General features: G+C 39.1%; 15 protein-coding genes. 6 read left to right on the top strand and 9 right to left on the bottom strand.

Annotated features, from left to right (window positions below; all coding sequences use genetic code 11):
- Positions 1 to 28: 28 nt before the first annotated feature.
- From FJ218_00180 to FJ218_00215, 8 genes are all read right to left on the bottom strand, one after another.
- Entirely contained in the window at positions 29 to 892 is an 864-nt protein-coding gene (locus tag FJ218_00180; protein MBM4165340.1) for a hypothetical protein, read from the bottom strand.
- A gap of 19 nt (positions 893 to 911) precedes the next feature.
- Positions 912 to 1,535 (bottom strand): hypothetical protein, encoded by a 624-nt coding sequence (locus FJ218_00185; GenBank protein ID MBM4165341.1) that lies wholly within the window; start codon positions 1,533 to 1,535, stop codon positions 912 to 914.
- Between the two features lie 88 nt (positions 1,536 to 1,623).
- Positions 1,624 to 2,586, bottom strand: coding sequence for a protein translocase subunit SecF (gene secF / locus FJ218_00190; protein ID MBM4165342.1), 963 nt, complete (start codon positions 2,584 to 2,586; stop codon positions 1,624 to 1,626).
- A gap of 25 nt (positions 2,587 to 2,611) precedes the next feature.
- A complete protein-coding gene (gene secD, locus FJ218_00195) occupies positions 2,612 to 4,372 on the bottom strand; it encodes a protein translocase subunit SecD (GenBank protein ID MBM4165343.1) in 1,761 nt (586 codons plus the stop codon).
- A 462-nt stretch (positions 4,373 to 4,834) separates the two neighbouring features.
- Positions 4,835 to 5,788, bottom strand: a complete 954-nt coding sequence (arcC, locus tag FJ218_00200; GenBank protein MBM4165344.1) for a carbamate kinase — start codon at positions 5,786 to 5,788, stop codon at positions 4,835 to 4,837.
- Positions 5,789 to 6,072: 284 nt separating this feature from the next.
- Positions 6,073 to 7,017 (bottom strand): ornithine carbamoyltransferase, encoded by a 945-nt coding sequence (argF, locus tag FJ218_00205; GenBank protein ID MBM4165345.1) that lies wholly within the window; start codon positions 7,015 to 7,017, stop codon positions 6,073 to 6,075.
- A gap of 208 nt (positions 7,018 to 7,225) precedes the next feature.
- Positions 7,226 to 8,104 (bottom strand): dihydrodipicolinate synthase family protein, encoded by an 879-nt coding sequence (locus tag FJ218_00210; protein ID MBM4165346.1) that lies wholly within the window; start codon positions 8,102 to 8,104, stop codon positions 7,226 to 7,228.
- Between the two features lie 172 nt (positions 8,105 to 8,276).
- On the bottom strand, positions 8,277 to 9,266 hold the full coding sequence (locus FJ218_00215; GenBank protein MBM4165347.1) for a proline dehydrogenase: 990 nt from the start codon (positions 9,264 to 9,266) through the stop codon (positions 8,277 to 8,279).
- 115 nt (positions 9,267 to 9,381) lie between these two features.
- On the opposite strand from FJ218_00215, the gene FJ218_00220 reads away from it, so the two are divergent.
- The 6 genes from FJ218_00220 (at position 9,382) to FJ218_00245 (ending at position 19,255) form a co-directional block, all read left to right on the top strand.
- Complete coding sequence (locus FJ218_00220) at positions 9,382 to 9,897, top strand: hypothetical protein (GenBank protein ID MBM4165348.1); 516 nt, start codon at positions 9,382 to 9,384, stop codon at positions 9,895 to 9,897.
- Positions 9,898 to 9,912: 15 nt separating this feature from the next.
- Positions 9,913 to 11,976, top strand: coding sequence for a T9SS type A sorting domain-containing protein (locus FJ218_00225; GenBank protein MBM4165349.1), 2,064 nt, complete (start codon positions 9,913 to 9,915; stop codon positions 11,974 to 11,976).
- A gap of 95 nt (positions 11,977 to 12,071) precedes the next feature.
- On the top strand, positions 12,072 to 13,646 hold the full coding sequence (locus FJ218_00230) for a T9SS type A sorting domain-containing protein (GenBank protein ID MBM4165350.1): 1,575 nt from the start codon (positions 12,072 to 12,074) through the stop codon (positions 13,644 to 13,646).
- Positions 13,647 to 13,678: 32 nt separating this feature from the next.
- A complete protein-coding gene (locus FJ218_00235; GenBank protein MBM4165351.1) occupies positions 13,679 to 15,862 on the top strand; it encodes a M20/M25/M40 family metallo-hydrolase in 2,184 nt (727 codons plus the stop codon).
- Positions 15,859 to 17,580 carry a T9SS type A sorting domain-containing protein gene (locus tag FJ218_00240; protein MBM4165352.1) on the top strand — a complete coding sequence of 574 codons (1,722 nt, stop codon included), beginning with the start codon at positions 15,859 to 15,861 and terminating at the stop codon, positions 17,578 to 17,580. Before FJ218_00235 ends, FJ218_00240 begins: the two co-directional genes overlap by 4 nt.
- A gap of 19 nt (positions 17,581 to 17,599) precedes the next feature.
- A complete protein-coding gene (locus tag FJ218_00245; GenBank protein ID MBM4165353.1) occupies positions 17,600 to 19,255 on the top strand; it encodes a transporter in 1,656 nt (551 codons plus the stop codon).
- A 297-nt stretch (positions 19,256 to 19,552) separates the two neighbouring features.
- On the opposite strand, the gene FJ218_00250 is transcribed toward FJ218_00245, so the two are convergent.
- Positions 19,553 to 22,228, bottom strand: coding sequence for a hypothetical protein (locus tag FJ218_00250; protein MBM4165354.1), 2,676 nt, complete (start codon positions 22,226 to 22,228; stop codon positions 19,553 to 19,555).
- Between the last annotated feature and the right edge of the window lie 19 nt (positions 22,229 to 22,247).

Raw genomic sequence — 22,247 nt, forward strand, 5'->3', positions numbered from 1 at the left:
TATAGAAAATTATGACGACGGAATTATGTTAGTCAATCTCGACGACTAAAAATTTTGAACTTTTCCAAAACTCGAGTTCATCAAGGATACGAAGTACGCATTTCTTTTCTTCGGTTTTTTCAATGGTGTACGAAGCGGAAGAATGTGTTGAAAGAATTTTTACGTCGTTAACGTCATCAGCGTCAATGGAAAATTCTTTTGTTGTGTTGATGTCAATTTCCGTAAATCCCATTTTTTCGAGATTTCCTGTTAAAACGGTAGTGCTGCGAATGCCAAGAATTCCACCTTTGCTTTCAATGATTTTTTTCTTCTCCAATTCATCTTCTGTGCCGATTAAATAAAATGCGGTGTTGATGATTTTATTTTTTTCCGCTAGTAATGTTCGCAGCGAAGCAATGGTATCCTGTTGCAACTGAATGAGCGTTGTCGCACTTGCAAGTTGAACACGCAGATTATCGTTCTCTTCGCGTAAGTCTGCATTCGCAGCAAGCAACGAATCAAAACTGTTCAGCAGCGAAGAATATTTCCGTTGAATTGTTTTGATGACTTTTTCAAGACTATCGAGTTTTCGCGACGAGCGGCGAATCAAATCTGTTTGTTGGTCTAATTCGTTGGCAATAATTTGAAGTTTTTGCTGAAACGATATCCGTGTTTCGCCGTGTTCGGGTCTAAGTTGCAGCATAATATTTCTCTTTCGCAACAACGCATCGAGATTTTCATTCATATCGTTGATTTCACTCAACGCGCGCTGGTATGCGGTATCCGATGAACTTTTTTCAACAAGAACGGAATCAATTTGCGCTCTCGTAGTATCAACTGCTTCTTTGTTTTCGTTCGAACAAGCAGAAAAGAGGAAAAGTGTCATTGCAAGTATAAGTGTGTTTTTGTACATAGTGATTGTTTCTGTTCAATTATTTTTGAGGAATAAGCGGCTTAATTTTGAGAGAGTCCGCTTGTAAATTAAAGAAAATAAAATTTTTCAATGAATCGTATTCGCGTTGCAATGCAGTGTTTTGTTGTCGAAGAATACGTTCTGTTTCTAAAAAAGATACGCGCAATGATTCGATCGTTTTCTGATGTTCTTCAAGAGTTTTTGTTTGTTGCCGAGACCATTCGTCTTTTTGTTGCGCGAACGCTTCTAAAGTTCTGTATCTCGTTCCGTAGTTTATCGTATCAGTGCATAATTGTTGAATGGTATCGCGTTTCATTTGAAGATGCGTCGTGAGCATTTGTATGACGGTTTCTTTAAAATCAATCGTATCATTGCGCGTTTGAATCTCGCTTTCCAACGAATCCTCAATGGAATTTTTTCGCGTCTCCAATGTTTGCAACGATTCTTTCAAACGCTTAACTTCCCGTTGCAATTTTGTCTTATCTCCTTGCAATTGTTTAATGAGACGCTGACTTAAAGCAACTTCTTCGCGTAAATTTTTTATGAGAATCGAATCGCGCATTTGCTTTTGCGAAAAGGAATAGAGCGGCGAATGAACGTATCCTATGAACACGATGAGTAAGGAAATAAGTTTCAATTTCATTCTGCGTGAAAATTTTTTAAAGCAAAAAAGTCGTGAGAAATTTACGACTCACGACTTTCAAATAAAAGATAAAAATGAAATCTGAATTTTACTTAACAAGTTCGCCTGCTTTTTTCACTTTCAGCATTGTTGCTTCTGACGTTTTCGACACTTTGTAGTTCACGTATTCCAGCACTACTGAACTTGCAATATAAATAGACGAATATGTACCAGTGATAACGCCAATCGTAAGAGCAAACCCGAGACCGCGATTGACTTCTCCGCCGAAAAAGAAGAGTATTGTCGTAACAAGAAATATCGTTCCGGAAGTTATGATCGTTCTGCTTAACGTTTCATTCAGACTTTTATTCATTACGTCGAACAAATTCATTGTGCGATGAATTTTTTGATTTTCGCGAATACGGTCGAAAATTACAACTGTATCATTCACGGAAAGTCCAACAAGTGTAAGAAGCGCCGCAATCATATTCTGGTCAATTTCAAAGTTGGTAAATGGCGTTAATCCATCAATGATAGAAAGTAATCCGAGGACAACAAGAACGTCGTGAAATAATGCGGTAACTGCTCCAACACCATAGATAAACTTAAATCGGAAACCGATGTATAAAAGTATTGCAACAAGAGAAGCAAATATTGCATACATTGCACCACGTCGAAGTTCCGCGCCAATTTTGGGACCAATTTTTTGTTCCTCCAAAACTTGCGGAATGTCTTGCGGAAACGAAGTCGAAAGAGAAGAAATAATTTTATCTGCGACCGTTGTTCCTTCGCCTTGTTCCGGAGTGCGAATAAGAATACGAGACGCTTCGCCATATTCTTTTATTTCTGCGCGGGAAAAACCTGCGTTAGACATTACCGTTCGTATCTCGGAAACTTCAACGGTGCGGGAAAATTGTACAACGACTTCTGTTCCGCCAAGGAAATCAATTCCCCAACCGATTCCTTTAAATACAAGGGAAATCATTCCAAGAATTATAACAGAAAGCGAAATGGCGAACCACATTCGTCGCTTTCCCATAAAATCAATGTGTGTTTGTTTGAAAAGACGCATTTATAAAGAACTCCAAAATATTTTCTTATCCGAAATTGACGGTTTTTCCGTTACTCATAATGTAATTAAACATTATATGCGTAACCCAAATTGCCGTTACCATACTCACAACAATTCCTATCATCAACGTAAGTGCAAAACCTTGAATTGGTCCGGAACCAAACTGGTATAAAATAACGCCGGTAATAAACGTGGTAATGTTCGAGTCGAAAATTGCAGTGAATGCCTTCTTGTAACCGGCATCAACGGCAGCGCGTGTTGTTTTTCCCGTCGCTAATTCTTCATGAACACGTTCATTAATCAGTACATTAGCATCAACGGCAACTGCCATCGAAAGAATAATTCCCGCAATTCCCGGAAGCGTGAGCACTCCTTGAAATCCCGCAAGTATGACAATAAGAAAAATCAGATTGAGAATGATTGCTATATTGGCAACAACTCCCGAAAAATTGTAATAGACAATCATAAATAAAATTGTCAGAACAAACGCAAGTAACGACGCAAGTAATCCTTTCTGAATAGAATCTGAACCAAGCGAAGCACCAACGCTTTGTTGCTCGATAATATCTACAGGTGCAGGAAGCGCTCCTGCTTTCAACACGATTTGTAAAATGTTTGCTTCGGCAACGTCCATTCCTTCGATTTGCGACATTCCGTTAGGAATTTTTGAACGTACTACAGGCGCCGAATACACTCCTTTATCCAATACAATAGCAATCCGTTTATCGATATTTGCTCCCGTAATTCTTGCCCATTCACGCGCTCCTTCGGAATTCATTTCCATATTGACAACTGGTTGATTCAACACAAAATCTACTTTAGCGTTTTCAATTACACCGCCGGTAAGTTCCGGTTCTTTCCTCGTCATAAACAACGCATAAATTTTCTTTTCATTTTCTGCAATAATCGGTTTTGCTGCCCAATGAAATTGCACATCTGCAGGAATAATTTTTTGGATTTCTGATAATGATAGAATTTTTATGACCGAATCGCGATGTTCTTCCAACACGTATCCTTCTTGTCCTCCTTGTTGCGGTGGCTGAACGATAGCATAGAACGGATTTTCTTTTCGTAGTTGTTCGTCGCTTTTGGTTTGAGACGGAGTTATCGAAGATGATGTATCCGTTTTCGTCTCCAACGAATCTTGTTGCTTCATTGATGTATCGGAAGTTGCCGTTGTTGTTGAAGTATCTATTCCGTGAAGTTTTGCTAGAGTCCCGTTAATCGCTTCAAACGTTTTGGAAACGATCTCCGGGTCTTTGAGCAATTTAAATTCCAACAAAGCAGTTCCTTGCAAAAGCGTACGTACCTGCGATTGATTTTTTACCCCCGGAAGTTCTACAATGATGCGAGTGCTTCCTTGTTTCTGAATAGTTGGTTCCGAAACACCGTATTGGTCAACACGATTGCGAACAATTTCGATGGCGCGGTCAATTGCTGTTGTTGCTTCGGTTTGCAATTTCGAAATGATAGCGTCGTCGTTTTGTTCTTGCAAATCGCCGTAATACACTGCAAGACGAATATTTTGTTCTGAAAAATTCCTTTGTAAGATGGAAACTGCATCTTCTGTGCTTGTACGTGCTTCGTTGCGCACCTTTACAAGAGTGTGTTCAAAGTTTTGGTCTTTGTTTTTTGCAAGGTCATCAAACATTTTTATGATGTCCACTTCAAGCACAACGCGCATTCCTCCCTGTAAATCGAGACCTAATTTAACGGGAAGAATATTTCCGTAACTTGTTGCGTCATCGCTTAAACCCATCGCGCGCGAAATGGGATTCCAAAACAAATAGCCGACTCCCAAAAGAGTACAAGCAAAGATAAATAATACTTTATTTCGATACGGATTCACGAATAATCTCCAGAAATCCTAACTGATGGTAAAATGTGAAAAAATTTGAGGGACAAATATATAGGTTTGAGGGAAAAGAAAAAATATTGTGCGATGAAACCTTTGAAAAAAATGTCTTTTTGCGTACATCCGCGAATGAAAAATTTTCTACGAAAAAAGGAAGAAGCAACAAGTGCTTTTTCCTTTTCGTTGGGGATTGTTTGTGACGGCGCTATGTTTCTTTATTTGAGTACGTTCTCTATTGCCTGCGGTGCTCCAATCACGTCTACAGGAGAGAGAACAATCGTATTACACTTCTACTCAGCATTTTCAGTGCCGAAAAGAATCACAACTTCTTCGAGAATGATGACCCCAAGTCTATGAGATGATTCTCGTACACGCTTGCCCCAAATCGTTTTTTTATTTCTCATTATTCACAACGTGCGTTCCTCCCTCACCTTTCACTGCGCGCAATAATTTATCGGGAGAAGTTATGATTGCTTCTATTCCTCCGTTGGAAAGAAAATCAATCACTGCTTCAATTTTCGGTCCCATATTCCCCGGCGGAAATTGTCCATCGTTCAAGTATTGTTTTGCTTCTGCAAGAGTGAGATTGTCAAGCATAATTTGATTTGGCTCTTTGTAATTCAAACAAACTTTTTCCGCATCGGTGGAAATGATAAAATAATCCGCTTTCAATTTTCTCGCAAGAAATGCCGATGCTCTGTCTTTATCAATCACTGCTTCCACCCCGACAATGCTTCCGTTCTTTCTGATGACAGGAATTCCACCTCCGCCAACAGAAATCACAATGCAATTTTTTTCCACAAGTGAATGAATAATTTCTTCTTCAACGATTTCAATCGGTTTTGGCGATGCAACTACTCTACGATAACCACGTCCTGCATCCTCTTTCATCACCCAGCCCAATTTCCTTTTCTCTTCAACTTCTTTTTCCTCTTTGTAAAACGGACCAATCGGTTTTGAAGGAAACCAAAAACCAGGGTCATTTTCATCAACAACACATTGCGTAACGAGCGTGCAAACATTGAAATGAAGTTTTTTTTTCGCAAGAACATTGTTCATTGATTGTTGCAATAAATATCCCAACATTCCTTGTGTATCTGCACCACATACATCAAGCGGTTCCGGCGAAACATTGGAAAGTTTTTCTCCCGCTTCCACACGCAGCAATTGATTTCCCACTTGCGGACCGTTTCCGTGCGTAATCACCAACCGAAAACCGAGTTTCAACAATTCCGCAAGATATTCGCAAGTTTGTTCTACGTTTGCGCGTTGTTCTTCAATTGTTCCTTTTTGTCCGTTGCGAATAAGTGAATTGCCGCCAATTGCGACAAGGGCAAGTTTGTTCATAACGTTTAGCATTTCGCGGTTAGCATTCAGCGGTCAGCAAACTACGAACAACTGTTGGTGATTGCTAAATGCTTATTGCTGGTTCCTACTTCTAATTATATGATTTAATTTTGTTTATCAATGACGAAAGCATCTTTTTAATTTCAACGACAACAGTACATAGGTGTAAGTATGTTTCTTCGTTTAGGAATTTCAAATCTCGAAAATCTTTCATTGTAATTATTAAAATGAAGATAACACTAAAGTAAAATTATAACTGATTACTGAATGCCGAATGCTAACAACTAATCACGAAGTAATTTATACATAATCGTTTTTTGCACATGCAAACGATTTTCTGCTTCTTGAAACACGACAGAATTTTTTGAATCAATAACTTCATCCGTTACTTCATCATTGCGATGAGCGGGAAGACAGTGCATAAAAAGATAATCGCTTTTTGCATTCTTCACCAATTTCGCATTCACTTGATACGGGAGGAAAATTTTCTTGCGCTGCTCTGATTCACTTTCTTGCCCCATACTCGCCCAAACATCGGTGTAAATTGCGTCAGCATTTTTTACTGCTTCTATGACATCATTCGTAATAAGAATTTTCGCGCCTGTTTTCATGGCAACTTCTTTTGCTTGTGAAACAATTTCTTCATTGGGTTCATATCCTTTCGGAGTAGCAACGGCAAATGTGCAACCAATTCTCGCCGCAAGCAGCATCAAGGAATGTGCAACATTATTTCCATCTCCGACAAATGCGAGTTTCGTTTTCGATACATCTTTCTTGAATTCTGAAACCGTAAAATAATCCGCCATTGCTTGACACGGATGTTCTACATCGGTTAAGCCGTTGATGACGGGAATATTTGCGTGTTCTGCAAGTTGCGTGCAAACAGTATGCGCAAACGTACGAATCATTATTCCGTTCACCATTCGTTCAAGATTTTTTGCAACATCGTAAAATGACTCACGCACGCCGATTCTGTTTTTTTCCGATGAAGCATAAAAAAGCGAATCACCGCCGAGTTGTTTTATTCCGACATCGAACGTAACGTGCGTTCGGAGCGATGGCTTTTCAAAAATGAGCATCAAGATTTTTCCATCCAGTTTTTTTCGATACGCTTTAGGATTTTTCTTCATCGCTTTTGTAAGCGAAAATATTTTGAAAATTTCTTCAGTCGAGAAATCAAGAACGGAAAGAAAATCCCGTCCTTTCAGTTGTTGTTTTGTTTTTGGCATAAAATAATTTGTAGTTTGATTGGGTTACAAAAAATATGTTAGAGTGTTGTATGCACTTCTTCGCAAAAAATTTGAACGTAATATATAACAGTAGGGAAAACTTTCACGAACACATCCGTATCAATCCTAACATCTGTTTTTGTCGCGGCAACGATGAAAAGCGTATCATATTAAAAACTATGATTGCAAATTCGCGATTATGCGTTATTCATACTCGAGAAAATTCTCTCAAAAATTGTTTCACTTCATCTTGTTCATTTTCTTTCAGCGGCATCAATGGCGAACGCGGCGCTCCTCCAAAATATCCGATACAATCCATTGCAAATTTCAATCCAGCAACGCCATATTTTGATGTAACTGCTTTTGCGAGCGGAATAATTTTCCATTGCAATTGTCTCGCTTCTTCCATCTTTCCTCCGTCGAATAATTGTTTAATGTGAATACATTCATTCGGAATTATATTTGCAACGGCAAGAACTCCGCCGCAAGCGCCAAGTGATAACGCTGTAAAGAACGTCGGCGCATTTCCGACAAACAAAGAAAAACTTTTTGGCACGGAAGAAATAATCTCAGCAAACTGCAACATATTTCCCGAACTATCTTTCATTCCGATAATGTTCGGATGTTCCGCAAGTTTCGCAACTGCATCAACAGAAATATTCACGCCGGTATTTGCTGGAACATTATACAGTAAAATTTTTATGTTTGAATGTTCTGCGATTTCGAAATAATGTTTGTAAAAAACTTCCGATGTCAATGACGATTTGTAGAACGATGGCGTAATCACGAGCACGTATTCAACATTCATTTCTGCGACCTTATGGATAAATAAAATCGTTTCTTTTGTTGATTCACTTCCTGCACCGACAAGAAAAATTTTGTTTGTCGGAACAATTTCTTTCGCCGCTTCAACGAGTTGCAGTTTTTCTTTTTCATTCAACATCACCGCTTCGCCATTGGAACCAAGAACAAGTATTCCTGCAAGTTCTGTTTGTAACAACTTGTGAATATTGCTTTTCAATTTATCAACAGCAATCTCTTGATTAATAAACGGAGTTGCAATGGGAGGAATAATTCCACGTAACATAACTTCTCTTGTACTAATTTAGAAAAATTCAAATTCCAAATTTCCAATAACAAATAAATCTCAAATTACGAATTCTGTTACTTGTAATATTTTGAATTTTGATTTTGGAATTTATTTGAAATTTGGTTTTTGTTATTTGTAATTTACTTTCGGAAAAAATTATTCTTCAGATTTAAGAAAACATACTTTTCATTACAAACCACACATTCGCCGGACGTTCTGCAAGACGTCGCATATACCACGGAAACCAATACGAACCGTAACTAATCAACGCGCGAACCTTGTATCCTTCGCTCGCTAATTTCGTTTGCACGGTATTTTTTATTCCGTACAGCATTTGAAATTCATACACATCGTTCGGAATATTATTTTTCTCCGCGAACTTTTTTATTTGTTTGTGCATCGTTTCATCGTGCGTTCCAAAACCAATGCGGCGAATATTATTCGGAATCGCTTTCAGCAACATTTCCGAAAGGAGCATAAAATTTTTGTCAACATCACTCTTTTTATGAAATGCAACTTCGGAAGATTCTTTGTATGCTCCTTTAACTAACCGAATCGAAGGAGAAATGGAAAGAAGTTTTTCCAAATCTTCTTGTGTGCGATAGAGATACGCCTGCAAACACAATCCGACATTTTCAAATTCGCCGCGAATCGTTTTGTAAAAATCAATTGTGCGAGGTACGTATGGAGAACTTTCAATATCGAGCCATAAAAAGTTGTTGAACTCGTTCGCTCGTGAACACAAAGCACGAACATTATTCAACGTTGCTTCTTCATCAATATCGAAACCCAGTTGTGTAAGTTTCACAGAAATTTCTGTAGGAAGTTTTTGTACTGAAATTTTTTCCAACACGTCAAGATAATGGTTGCGAACATTTTTTCCTTCGTTCAGTTCAGAAATATTTTCTCCCAAACACGTCAATACAGTTGTAATGTTATTCAGAGAATATTTTTTTGCTTCCATCAATGCGTATTCAACTTCTTCTCCCGGCATAAATCGCTTTACCGCATTTTGCACAAAACGATATTTCGGTAACGTATTTTTGAGCCACACATTCGTGGAGCAAAAGAGAAGAAAGTTTTTAAGTACGTTCATTTCAATAAAATGAGATTCAAGTAATAAATGCAACAAAATACGGAAGAATGAGAGAACGGTCATAAGTTATTTTCACCATAAAAATGTTGTTTCTCTATGTACTTCTTCGTATGTTTTCAGGGAAAAATAATGAAAGTTTATTCTTAAAGAAAAACAACACTCACGAACACAAACCTATATGATGAAGAACATTCTCCTCCTCTTATTTCTCCTACATTTTTCCGTTCATTCATTTTCTCAGGAATCGCTTACGCGAGGGAAAAATATACTCACGGGAACGTGGCATGGAAATGAAATACGGTACTTTGAACAAATCATTTCTTTTTTTCTGAAGAAAAAAATTCCCCTTGATTCGGCGCTCACGATTGAAAAAAAATACGGCGGCACACTGAAACAATACGATGCTGACGATGGTTATGTTGTTATCGAAATGCCCAAAGAGACCGATATTCTTCAACGCATCGCCGAATTGGAACTGGATTCGACATTGCACGGAGTTTCGCCACTCATTCAAATATTTCAGGAACATTATCGTACAAAAGAACAAGAAAAACAAGCACGAAAAAAAATAGAACAGATACAGAAAAAATTACGAGAGAATCCATCCGCTGTTGATAGCGCAAATAAATCTTCGTTGAGAACTCCCAAGAAAAAAATGCGCCCATCACAACCAACGACAAAACATAACGACTGATAAACGAACAACGGAATGAAAACAGTTTTTCTAGTGTACTGCGTAATATTTTTTTCTCCGTTGAGTACGAATGCACAGCCGTTTCAGCGAGAAGCACATTCTATCACTTGCACAATCAGCGGAAATGCGCTCGCGCTTCCATTTACGGGAGGAATCAATGCGCCGAATCATCAATTTTTCGATGTGGACGGCGACAACGATTTCGATATGTTTATTTTTGATTCCGATTTAACTCTCGATTTTTATCGCAATACAGGAACTTCTTCTTTTCCGCAATTTCAATTAGCAACTGGAGAATTTTCGCTTCCTCCGTTTTCTATGTGGTTTCTTTTCCTCGATTTAAACGGCGATGGATTGAACGATTTCTGCTGCGACGATTTTCAAAACGGCGTACGTTATTATGTGAACAACGGAAGCGCAACAAATCCGCACTTCATCATCGCTGATTCTTCGCTTCACGATATCGAAGGGAATATTGTTTTTGGTGGTTTAAACAGTATTCCTGCATTTGCCGATATTGACCACGACAACGATTTGGATTTTTTTTCCGTGAACAGCGCAAGCGGAACATTGAATTTTTACAGAAACGTCGGAACAATTTCATCTCCAATGTTTCAGTTCATCACTGATTTCTGGCAAGGTATTCAAATCATCGGTGGAAAAAACGAAACGCAAAAACACGGCGCTGCTGCATTACGTTTCGGCGATTTGGACAACAACGGTTTTCCCGACTTGCTCTACGGCGATTTGTTTTCCTTTGGGATGTATTATTTTCATAACGTTGCCGATTCGATGATGCAGATAACGGGATTTTTCCCAGAGAACGACCCCATCACTTCCTTTGGTTTCAATATGCCGATGCTTGTAGATATTGATTCGGATGCAGATTTGGATTTATTTGTTGGCGGACTTCATCCGGGAACTTCGCAGAACAGTTTTACTTTTTATCAAAACATCGGTACCGCTTCTTCCTTTCAATACCAACGCATCACGGATAATTTTCTCACGATGATTGACATTGGAAAAAATTCGCATCCTGCATTTTGCGATATTGACGGAGACAACGACGAAGATTTTTTTATCGGAAGCGTTGACAGAGGAGTTTTCTTTTTCCTAAATACGGGAACACAGACTCAACCGAATTTTCTTCTCGCCGATTCGCATTTCGCAAACGTAACAGGAAATTACGATTACGACCCAACATTCGTTGATATTGATGACGACAACGATTATGATATGTTTGTCGGAAATTTTTCCGGAAAATTTTCTTTCTACAAAAATTACGGAACGCCAACGACTCCTTCTCTAACGCTTACTCCGTCTCCAGCAAGCGATACCATTCGTGTTTCGCAGAGTCTTTCTCCCGCATTTGTTGATATTGACGCTGATAACGATGTTGATCTATTTGTGGGAAAACCAAACGGAACGCTTGCTTTTTATCGCAATAGTGGAAATGCAACAATTTTTCTTCCCGTATTGGAAAGTGTTTCGTATCAAAATATTTCCGTTCAACAATTTGCAAAACCGTTCTTCTGCGATTTCGATGGCGATGAAGATTATGATTTATTCATAGGCAACAGCATTGGGAGCGTTGCGTATTTTGAGAACATTGGCTCTCCTATGAATCCGCAATTCTTTTTGAACACGAATCAGTTCGCAAATACAGATAAAGCATCGGAAGTTGACCCTACGCTTATTGATATTGACAACGATAATGATTGGGATTTATTCCTCGGAAATTTTCACGGAGGAGTACAATTGTACAGAAATAAAAAATTTACCAATGAAGTTCCTTCCAGCAATTATGAAACAACATCATTTGTTCTTACTCAAAATTTTCCGAATCCGTTTAATCCGACGACTGCTATACACTTTACATTATCCACTGCTGCACTTACCTCGTTGAAAGTATATGATATTCTTGGAAAGGAAGTTGCAACATTGATTAACAGGAGAATAATGAATGAAGGAAAACACGAAATCGAATTTGATGCAACGAATCTTGCAAGCGGAATATATGTTTATCGTTTGCAATCGGGGAACCGTTCAGAAATAAAGAAAATGGTATTGCTTCGGTAAAATTGTTCACACACGAATTTTCTTTGTTATATTTACCACAGATTTTTTACAAATCGCAAGGCAATTTTTAAAAAAAGAATTCGGAGGTTTTTTTTATGCCTAAACTTTTTCTCGTTTTCGGAATTTCATTTTCTCTTCTCGTCTTTCCGCATTTACTCATTTCCCAAATTCAAAATGTTCGCGTAAGCAGTCCATCAAGCACATCACCCGAAGAAGTATCCATTGCTATCAATCCCACAAATCCTGATAATCTCATTGCCGGCGCCAATATCCGATTCACATATTATTCAACAAATGCGGGACAATCGTGGACACAAGGACAATTGCCGCAAGGAACGTGGGGAGATCCGTGTGTTCTATTTGACGTCAACGGAAGAGCATATTATGCGCATCTTTCCAATCCTTCAGGCGGGTATTTTATTGAACGTCTCATCATTCATCGTTCAACAAACGGCGGAATACGTTGGCACGATTCCGTTGACATTGGTTACAATCCTCCGAAACAACAGGACAAAGAATGGCTTGCTGTTGATAATACAAATTCTCCGTTCAGAAATTCATTGTATATGACGTGGACAGAATTTGATGATTACGGAAGTTCCAATCCCCTCGATAGTTCACGAATTTTATTTGCACGCTCGTTGGATTCCGGAACAACGTGGACAACGCCGAAAAAAATCTGCGACAAAAGCGGCGATTGTATTGATAGCGATAATACTGTTGAAGGCGCAGTTCCTGCAGTTGGTCCCAACGGCGAAATTTATACTTCGTGGTCAGGACCGCTTGGAATAATGTTCGACAAATCTGCCGACGGCGGAAATACGTGGGGAACAGATGTTTTTGTTGCAACACAACCGGGAGGGTGGGATTTCGATGTTCCGGGAATTTATCGCGCAAACGGATTACCAATTACTGCCTGCGATGTTAGCAATTCACCGTATCGCGGAAATATTTATGTTGCTTGGAGCGACCAACGCAACGGTGCAAACAATACTGATATTTTTGTAATAAAATCTACGAACGGCGGAAATACGTGGGGGGCAATAAAAAAAGTGAACGATGATATAACTGCGTCGCAGCAATTTTTTGTATGGATGACGATTGACCAAACAACCGGAAATGTATATTTTGTTTTTTACGACAGAAGAAATACGACGGGAAATGCAACAGATGTGTATGTTGCACAATCGAGCGACGGCGGTGAAACATTTGTGAACTTCAAAGTCAGTCAATCGTCGTTTGTTCCGAATTCATCCGTGTTTTTCGGAGATTACATTTGCATCGCCGCTCACAACAGAAAAATATATCCGCTATGGACACGAATGGATAATTCAAACTTAAGCGTGTGGACTGCGATAATCACTGATACAACAAATGTTGGCGTGAATGATGAATCACAACTTCCTTCCGATTTTATCCTCTCGCAAAATTTTCCTAATCCGTTTAATCCGCAAACAACAATCCCGTTTGCGCTGAACAATGATGGATTTGTGTCACTAAAAATTTTTGACATCTTGGGAAGAGAAGTTGCTTCTCTCGTGAACGCACACATTCAAGCGGGAACGTATAATATTACGTGGAACGCAACGAATGTTTCGAGCGGGATTTATCTTTGTCGGTTACAATCGAAAGAGTTTTCTACATACAAAAAAATGTTTCTTCACAAATAATTTTACTGAACAAATTTTCGGAGGTTCTTTTTATGCTGTATAAAATTTTACATCATATTTTATTTTTTGCGGTAATTATTTTTCTAACGGAAATCATCGTTGCACAATCGAAAAAAACATTGGTTTCATCGGACGAAAACGAAGCGCTGATTATCCTTTCGCACAATAGTTTTTCTTCGGTGCTGAAAGAAATACCCATTTCGCAATTCCATCTTTATCAGAAACTTGCACATTCGTATTTCCTCGGAGCAAGTAATCGAACGCTCGTTCAAATGCATCATTCGCGAATTCCGTTCACTCGTATTGATGAACATCCGTGGAAAACATCGTATGCAATCGTGGAACAATTTTCTCGTATTGCAGAAAAAAATACCGTGTCAAGATTTGCAGAAGTATTATATTCAGAAAATAATATTTCCTTGGTTGCAGGAAACGCATTACAATTCGAACAATTGCGACAACAGGGTTTTACCGTTGTTGAAATTCAGAAAAAAGAAATTCTTTTTGATTTTTCAAAAACACATCTTCCATCGTTTTCTTTCGAACAAGACGATACCATTACTCAAATCATTGCAAATGTTTCCGACTCGACTATTCGCAACTACATTCAATCGTTGCAAAATTTCGGAACACGGTATTATTCCAAGCCAACACACGATACCGTAGTGCGATGGATAAAAAAACAATTTCAAAATTCCGGAATTGCAGATGTGGTGCTTGATAGTTTTTCTTACAACAGCACTTCGCAAAAAAACGTAGTCGCAACCATTCACGGAACACTTGAACCATCGGCGGAAATTATTGTTGGCGGTCATCTCGATTCGTACAGTTCCAATACGAATCAGGCGCCGGGAGCAGATGATAATGCTTCGGGAACTGCAGCAGCAATAGAAATGGCTCGCGTTTTACAACTTATCAATTACCAACCACGACACACATTGCGGTTTATCGGATTTGCAGCAGAAGAAGCAGGACTTATCGGAAGCGGGGTGTATGCGCAAAAGGCGCACCAGCAAAACCGAAATATAAAAGTTATGATGAATTACGATATGATTGGCAACAGAAATCAATCGCAAAGCGACAGAGATTTTTATATAGTATGGTATCCCGGAAGCGAAGCATTTTCCAATTTACACGCAGTAATTGCGGAAACATATACAACATTAAATCCTCTCTTAACTACGTCGTATCGCAGCGGAAGCGACAGTTGGTCGTTTTATCAGCAAAATTACCGTGCTGTTTTTTGCATCGAGCGCGATTTCAGTCCGTATTATCATTCTCCAAACGATTTGATTCAGTATCTCGATATTCCGTACACCAATGAAATTATTCGCGCTGGACTTGCGATGTTGCTTACACTTGACCAACTTCCTCCTTATTTAAATAAAGTAGAAGTTCGCGACCGAGGAAACGGGACATCTCTTTTTGTCCAATGGAATGCAAGCACAGTGCTTGATTTTTCACAATACAAAATTTCTGTCGGTACAACTTCGGGAGCGTACGACACAAGTTTTTCCACGACGAATACATCATTCACAATACAAAATTTAATTTCGGGAACGCAATATTTTATCGGCGTTTCGATTGTTGATTTAACAGGAAGCGAAAGTATTATTGTAGAAAAAAATGCAACGCCATTAGTTATTCCGCGTGCTCCTTCTGGAATTTCTACGGAAGTTTCTGTTGGAAATATATTGTTGAAGTGGAATAAAAATTCCGAAATGGATTTACGTGGATATAATTTGTATCGTGCGCAAAATCCATTTTCTCCGTTCACAATTTTAAATTCGTTTCCGATTTTCGATACACTTTGGAGTGATAGTTCATTTATTTCAGGAACGTATTACTATTTTGCAACCGCGCTCGATTCTTCAGAAAACGAAAGCGTCCATTCCGATACTGTTTCTGCAACCATTGTCAATGTTTCTGCAACAACAGAAGAACAACTTGGATGTTCTCTTTCACAAAATTATCCCAATCCGTTTAACCCGAAAACAGATTTCAGATTTCAGATTGCTGACTTTGGATTTGTAACGCTGAAAATTTATGATGTTTCGGGAAAGGTAGTAGCAACGCTTGTCAATAAGAATGTTGCTGCGGGCACATATTCAGTTACTTGGGATGCGACTGAATTCCCCAGTGGAATATATTTTTATCAACTGAAAACCAACGATGGAAAACAATCTCTTATGAAAAAACTTTTGTTGCTCAAATGAGAAAAATATTTTTACTATGTACGTTTTGTATTCTCGAATTGCACTCTGTACGTTCGCATGAAGATGAAATTTATTTTTCGTTTCGAATCAAGAACGCATCAGAGTTAACGCAACTCACGCAACTGATTTCGATAGATAACGTGAAATGTGATACGGTTTTTGCATACGCAAATTCAACGCAGTGGAAAGTTTTTTTACAAAAAAATTATGCAACAAAAAAACTTGTTCATCCCGGAAGTGCATTTCTTCACGAAATGTCTAACGTTCCACTTTCAACAACATCGTGGGACAAGTATCCGACGTACGCCGCATATCTTGCAATGATGCGGCAATTCGCTGATAGTTTTCCGAATATTTGTTCGCTTGATACTATTGGTTATTCTGTCCAGGGAAGACAAATTCTTGCAGTAAAAATTTCTGATTCCGTTCATCAAAATGAAAGTGAGCCGGAATTTTTTTACACATCAACAATGCATGGCGATGAAACTGTTGGCTTTGTAATACTTTTGCGATTGATTGATACAATACTGCGGCAGTACGAAAATGATTCGTCGCAAAATTTTCGAATGACCAATCTTGTGAACAACTTAGAAATCTGGATCAATCCGTTATCGAATCCCGACGGAACATATCGTTTGGGAGGCGATACAACGGTGAACAACGCGCGGCGATTCAATGCAAACGGAAAAGATTTGAACAGAAATTTTCCCGATAGAATCTTCGATACAACCAGCACAACGAATGGAAGAGAAATAGAAACACGAGCGATGATGCAATTTACATCGCAGCATAATTTTATTCTTTCAGCAAATTTTCACGGCGGCGCGCAAGTTGTCAATTATCCATGGGACAACGGGGCAAGCAGCGGAACATATTCTGCGTGTCCCGAGGATGCGTGGTTTATTGAACTTTCAAAAAAATATTCGTTGCCGAATCCGGATTTGATGAACGGCGGATTTGCAAACGGAATTACCAACGGTTGCGATTGGTACGCCATTAACGGAGGAAGACAAGATTGGATGTATTGGTGGAAAGGCGGAAGAGAAACTACTATTGAATTGTGGAACGCAAAAAATCCGCAGGGTTCTGTTCTTCCTCAACGTTGGGTGAATAATCAAGAATCTCTTCTTGCATATATGGAAGAAGCATTGAAAGGAATTCACGGAACAATTTATGATGCGCAAAACGGAACGCCAGTAAGAGCAAAAATTGTCGTTCAAAATTTTCCTACAATTGCAGTGTATTCCGATTCGCTCGTTGGGGATTTTCATCGTTTGATTGCGCCGGGAAATTATTCGATTCTTGTTTCTGCTCCGAACTATATTCCTGATACAATGAACAATATCGTCGTGGTTGATACAATGAGCACAGTATTGCAGATTCCGTTACAAAAAATTACCAATGATATTTCTGAAAACGAAAATTTCAGTTCTTCGTTTTTGCTTTTACAAAATTTTCCGAATCCGTTTAATCCGACGACTGCTATACACTTTACATTATCCACTGCTGCACTTACCTCGTTGAAAGTATATGATATTCTTGGAAAGGAAGTTGCAACATTGATTAACAGGAGAATAATGAATGAAGGAAAACACGAAATCGAATTTGATGCAAGAACTGTAACAAGTGGAATATACTTTTATCGTTTGGATGTTACGCATCCCGATAACGCAGAATTACATTTCACAGAAACAAAAAAATTATTGTTACTGAAATAATTTTTCTTTCACAGGTTGTATGCAACCATTTTTTAATTTACTCGCAGAAAATCCGCTACTACTATTATTCACCGTAATCGGATTCGGATTTCTTTTGGGAAATATAAAAATAGGTGGATTCTCACTTGGTGTTGCAGCAGTGTTGTTTGTTGGAATTGCATTCAGCGCAATGGATAATCGTTTGCATCTTCCCGAATCCATCTACATCATCGGATTGGTGATGTTCGTGTATGCAATAGGATTGCAATCGGGTCCGGGATTTTTTGCTTCATTTCAAAAACGCGGCTTTCGAATCAATGCAGTTTCGCTGTTCATTATTTCCGCAGGCGCATTGATAACGTTCGTCGTTGGAACGTTATTTCAGTTATCGTCGTCGGAAATTGTCGGATTATTTTGCGGCGCGCTCACCAACACTCCCGCTCTTGCCGCTACCGTTGAAACAATCAAACAAATCACTGCGAATTCTTCATCAACAACTGCGGAAATAATGAACAATAGTCCCGTTGTTATTTACGGTCTTGTATATCCTTTCGGCGTGTTGGGCGTAATTCTCTGGTGTTTTATTTTCAACAAATATTTTAAAACGGATTTTGAAAAAGAAACAAAAGAAACTGCGGCAGAAACGATTCTCAGTAAAACGTTTAAAGTTACCAATCCCGCTATTGTCGGAAAGACGATAGAGATGGTTTTAAAATTCGTTGAACATGCTGGTTTTACCATCAGCAGAATAAGAAGAGGAGAAATGTTTTTTCTCGTTACGTCGGAAACAACATTAGAATTCAATGATTATCTCATTATTGTCGGAACGGAATCGTCGTTGGAAAAAGCGTATATTTTATTTGGCGACGTTGCGGAGATAAACTTGAATATCGGAGAACAGCCAAGCGAATTCAGTTACCGAAGAATTTTTGTTTCCAATAAATCCGTTGTCGGAAAAACCATTCGCGAACTCAATCTTCAACAATTGCTCGGCGCAACCATAACGCGATTATTGCGCGGCGACGTGGAGTTTGTTCCATCATTGGAAACAACGCTTGAATTGGGAGACAGAATCCGCGTTGTAACAAAAAAAGAAAATATGGAACGCGTTACAAAGTTTTTCGGTGATTCCGTCAAAGCAATTTCGGAAACAGATTTTCTCTCTGTTTCGTTAGGAATAGTATTAGGGGTTTTTCTTGGAATGGTTCCGTTTCCACTTCCGAATGGGATGACGTTCAAACTTGGATTTGCAGGAGGTCCATTAATTGTTGCGTTGCTCTTGGGAAAACTTGAGCGCACGGGACCAATTACGTGGAGTATGCCATTGAACGCAAATTTAGTACTGCGACAACTTGGATTAGTTTTTTTCCTTTCCGGAATTGGAACAAAAGCAGGAAAAGGATTTGCAGAAATTTTTTTACGAGGAGGAATAGAAATCATTATTGCCGGCGCAATCATTACTTCGCTCGTTACCATTTGTACCATTGTTATCGGTTACAAATTTTTGCATCTTCCGATGTCGTCGGTGCTGGGAATACTGTCGGGAGTTCAAACACAACCTGCCGTACTTGCGTATGCAAATCAGCAAGCGCAAAACGAACTTCCGAATCTTTGGTACGCAACCGTGTATCCCGCTTCGATGATTGCGAAAATCATTCTTGCGCAGGTTTTAGTTTCTCTTTTGTTGTTCTCATAGAGAATGCACATTGCTTCTGCAAACATTATTTTTTTTCTTACCACAATTTTTCATCACGAACGAACGAAAGGTATTGCTCTCACTTTCAATGTTCATTGAAAGTGTGTCGTTCTTCGTGTTTGCAAAATATATCCTATTACAACAGCGCTCGTTTATTCCTAAAAAACGAATTCAAAACGATAATAGACTAATACACTATTTGCTTTTGCCGCTTCGTACATTTTCGTTGTACACGTTCCGGACTTTATTCAACTCATATGTTTTCGATGTACTATCGAACACCTTGATAAAGCGCTCTTAAAACTTATGTCCCATAGAAAAATAAGCAAGCGTTGGTGCAAAAAGCACTTTCGTTTTCGGAAACGATTTGATAAAGACAAAACTTTTTCCTACAGCAACAGAAGCAGAACCAATCGGCGTATCAAGTGCAAGTTCCAATCCGGCGCCGTGTTGAAAATTCTGCAATGCAATTTCGCGCACTTCTTTCGAAATCATTCCGACATCGTACCGCGCTTTGAAATACGTTTCGAAAAGAATTTTGAACGGAAGTTTGAAACGGTATTCCATATTCACGACAAATAATTGTCTCCCGCGCTCGTCATCTTCTCTTCTTCCCAAAAACGATTCGAAACCGCCAAGGGAAAACTGTTCGGAAAGTGGAAGCGTTGCATCGGCAAAACCAAACGTAATGCGCGGGCGCAATGTGTGCCTTTGAAATATCGTTACATAACTTTCATACAACGAAAATATTTTTGTGAACGAACGCTCGCTTCCGAAAGATTTCGACGCAAGTTCGTACGAAGCGATAAAACGAATTCCCGATGTCGGAAAGACAAACTCATTTTCCGAATCTACGAGAATACTTCCTTTCAATGAAGCAAGGATAAATCGTTCTCCGAAAAATCCCGCAGAATATTTTGACGTTGCGATTTCTTTTGTTTCGTGATTTTCCACGCGCATTTCAACGTTCACATTTCCGAAACGCGCAACTTGCGAGCCAAAGGAAAATGTTCCACCGTATTTTATTTCGCGGTATTCTCCAATAGCAACGCGGTCCAAATCATTATCCGCTTCCGGATTTTTTTCAAATAGAAACACATCGCGCAATTTGTAATACGATTTGATGTTTCCCGTAAAATAGGTATTAAAAATTCTGTTCACGTTATATCGCAATCGAAACAAACGATTACGAAAACCACCGGCAAAGGTAAATCCCAAATCTTGACCGGCAGAAAGAAAATTTACTTGACGCGCATCAAACAGCAACTGAAAATTTCGCTCGTTATCTAAACGGATTCCCGAACGTAATATTTCTGTGCTTTTTTCCAACACACAAATGGTAACGTTGTTTTTCTTTTTTTCATCTTTCACAACATCGAGATACACTTGCTCAAAAAGTCCAGTGCTGAGAATATTTTTCACACACTCACGCTCATCTTCTAAAGTAAAAATATCGCCGCGTTCGAAAGGAAGTTCGCGAAGAATGACATAGTCCTGCGTATGAAAGTTTCCATTGATGCTGATGGAGTCTATCGTTCCTTCGTCGAGCGAAATGGCAAGCGCGCCGTCATTTGATAACGTAACGGATTCTATCTCTGCGATGGAAAAACCGTTTGCGCGATAATACTTGAGTATTTTTTCCCGAAGGATTAGGATATCGTTTGCAGATACTTCTTTTCCGAAATAGGATTGCGCAAGCGTACGCAACTGCGAATGGGGAATCTGCCAATTGCCGGAAATCCGAAACTCCCGAAGCAATGGATTTTTTTCTGCAACAAACGTTATCTTTGTATATGGTGAATCATTTTGAATTTCAGCATAAACATTTGCCGTTGGGAATTGCTGTTGCATTTCAAAAAGAAATTGCTGAACAATTTCTTCGCTGAAATGCAGGTTTTGTTCTTCTTCAATGCGCTGACGAATCGAATCGGGAATATTTCCACGAAAATGAATTGATGCGGTTGAAAAGTGATGCGCTGCTGTTGTTGTATTTTTTCTTCTGGAAATTAGCAATGCAGTAATTTCGTTCAGTTTCTTTTCCGCCGCTTTTTCTCCTTCGGAAATAAGATACGAAAGTTGTGAAAAGTCGGAAGAAAGTGTATTACGGATTTCGGGAGTAATAACTACGTCGGCACTTTCCAGTTGTTTGCGATTCGGCATTTCCATCATAATGCTCATAATTTGGTCTGCCGATTCCCACGGCGCTTTCATTTGTTCGAGCGTTCGCAGATTGCTTGTCGTGTTCACAGCAACAATGATTTCGATGTTGTTTTCGCGTGCAACATCAACGGGAATATTGGAAACCAAACCGCCATCGAGCAGGAGCATCGAATCTTTTTTAAACGCGGAAAACATCAGTGGCACTGAAATACTTGCGCGTAACGCTTCGGAAAGAGAACCGTGCGACATTATCATTCGTTTTCCCGAAATCAAATCAGTGGAAACGGAACGAAACGGAATTTTCAGTTCGTCAAAATTTCGTTGCGGATAGTACAGCGATTGCAAACATAATTCATTAAGAAAGGTTGTCAATCGTTGTCCGCTTGAAACTGATGATGGAAGAATCGGTTGAAATCCTTCCATCCGCAGTAAGAGAAATCCCTGTTCTTCTTCTTCTTTTTGTCCTATAAAAAGTGATAACCGTTCTGTTTCGCCGGAAAGTGAAAGCAATGTATTCCAATCAGTATGCAACGCAATGCTTTCAATTTCTGCAAGCGAATATCCCGAAGCGTACATTCCTCCGATGATGCTTCCCATACTGTTTCCGACAATAACATCAACTGGAATAGTATTGCGTTCAAAAACTTTTAATACGCCGAGTTGAGCAATGCTTCGCGCTCCGCCGCCGCTTAATACAACGGCAATACGCGGACGCATTGTATTTTTCGGAAAGATAATGTTGTTTTCTTTAGCAACAGAAAGACGGAAAAAGAAAACAACGAGTAAAAAGATTTTTACTAATGCAACCTTCAAAGGTTATCCTGAAGCAAAA

The sequence above is a fragment of the Ignavibacteria bacterium genome (assembly GCA_016873775.1).
In the GTDB taxonomy this organism is placed as follows: Bacteria; Bacteroidota; Ignavibacteria; order UBA10030; family F1-140-MAGs086; genus JAGXRH01.

Bases quoted from the DNA above. Each gene is read 5' to 3' on its own strand.
- FJ218_00245 (MBM4165353.1), top strand. From the start codon at position 17,600: ATGCAACCATTTTTTAATTTACTCGCAGAAAATCCGCTACTACTATTA.
- FJ218_00185 (MBM4165341.1), bottom strand. From the start codon at position 1,535: ATGAAATTGAAACTTATTTCCTTACTCATCGTGTTCATAGGATACGTT.
- FJ218_00220 (MBM4165348.1), top strand. From the start codon at position 9,382: ATGATGAAGAACATTCTCCTCCTCTTATTTCTCCTACATTTTTCCGTT.
- FJ218_00230 (MBM4165350.1), top strand. From the start codon at position 12,072: ATGCCTAAACTTTTTCTCGTTTTCGGAATTTCATTTTCTCTTCTCGTC.
- secF (MBM4165342.1), bottom strand. From the start codon at position 2,586: ATGCGTCTTTTCAAACAAACACACATTGATTTTATGGGAAAGCGACGA.
- FJ218_00235 (MBM4165351.1), top strand. From the start codon at position 13,679: ATGCTGTATAAAATTTTACATCATATTTTATTTTTTGCGGTAATTATT.
- FJ218_00225 (MBM4165349.1), top strand. From the start codon at position 9,913: ATGAAAACAGTTTTTCTAGTGTACTGCGTAATATTTTTTTCTCCGTTG.
- FJ218_00215 (MBM4165347.1), bottom strand. From the start codon at position 9,266: ATGACCGTTCTCTCATTCTTCCGTATTTTGTTGCATTTATTACTTGAA.
- arcC (MBM4165344.1), bottom strand. From the start codon at position 5,788: ATGAACAAACTTGCCCTTGTCGCAATTGGCGGCAATTCACTTATTCGC.
- FJ218_00240 (MBM4165352.1), top strand. From the start codon at position 15,859: ATGAGAAAAATATTTTTACTATGTACGTTTTGTATTCTCGAATTGCAC.
- argF (MBM4165345.1), bottom strand. From the start codon at position 7,017: ATGCCAAAAACAAAACAACAACTGAAAGGACGGGATTTTCTTTCCGTT.
- FJ218_00180 (MBM4165340.1), bottom strand. From the start codon at position 892: ATGTACAAAAACACACTTATACTTGCAATGACACTTTTCCTCTTTTCT.
- FJ218_00210 (MBM4165346.1), bottom strand. From the start codon at position 8,104: ATGTTACGTGGAATTATTCCTCCCATTGCAACTCCGTTTATTAATCAA.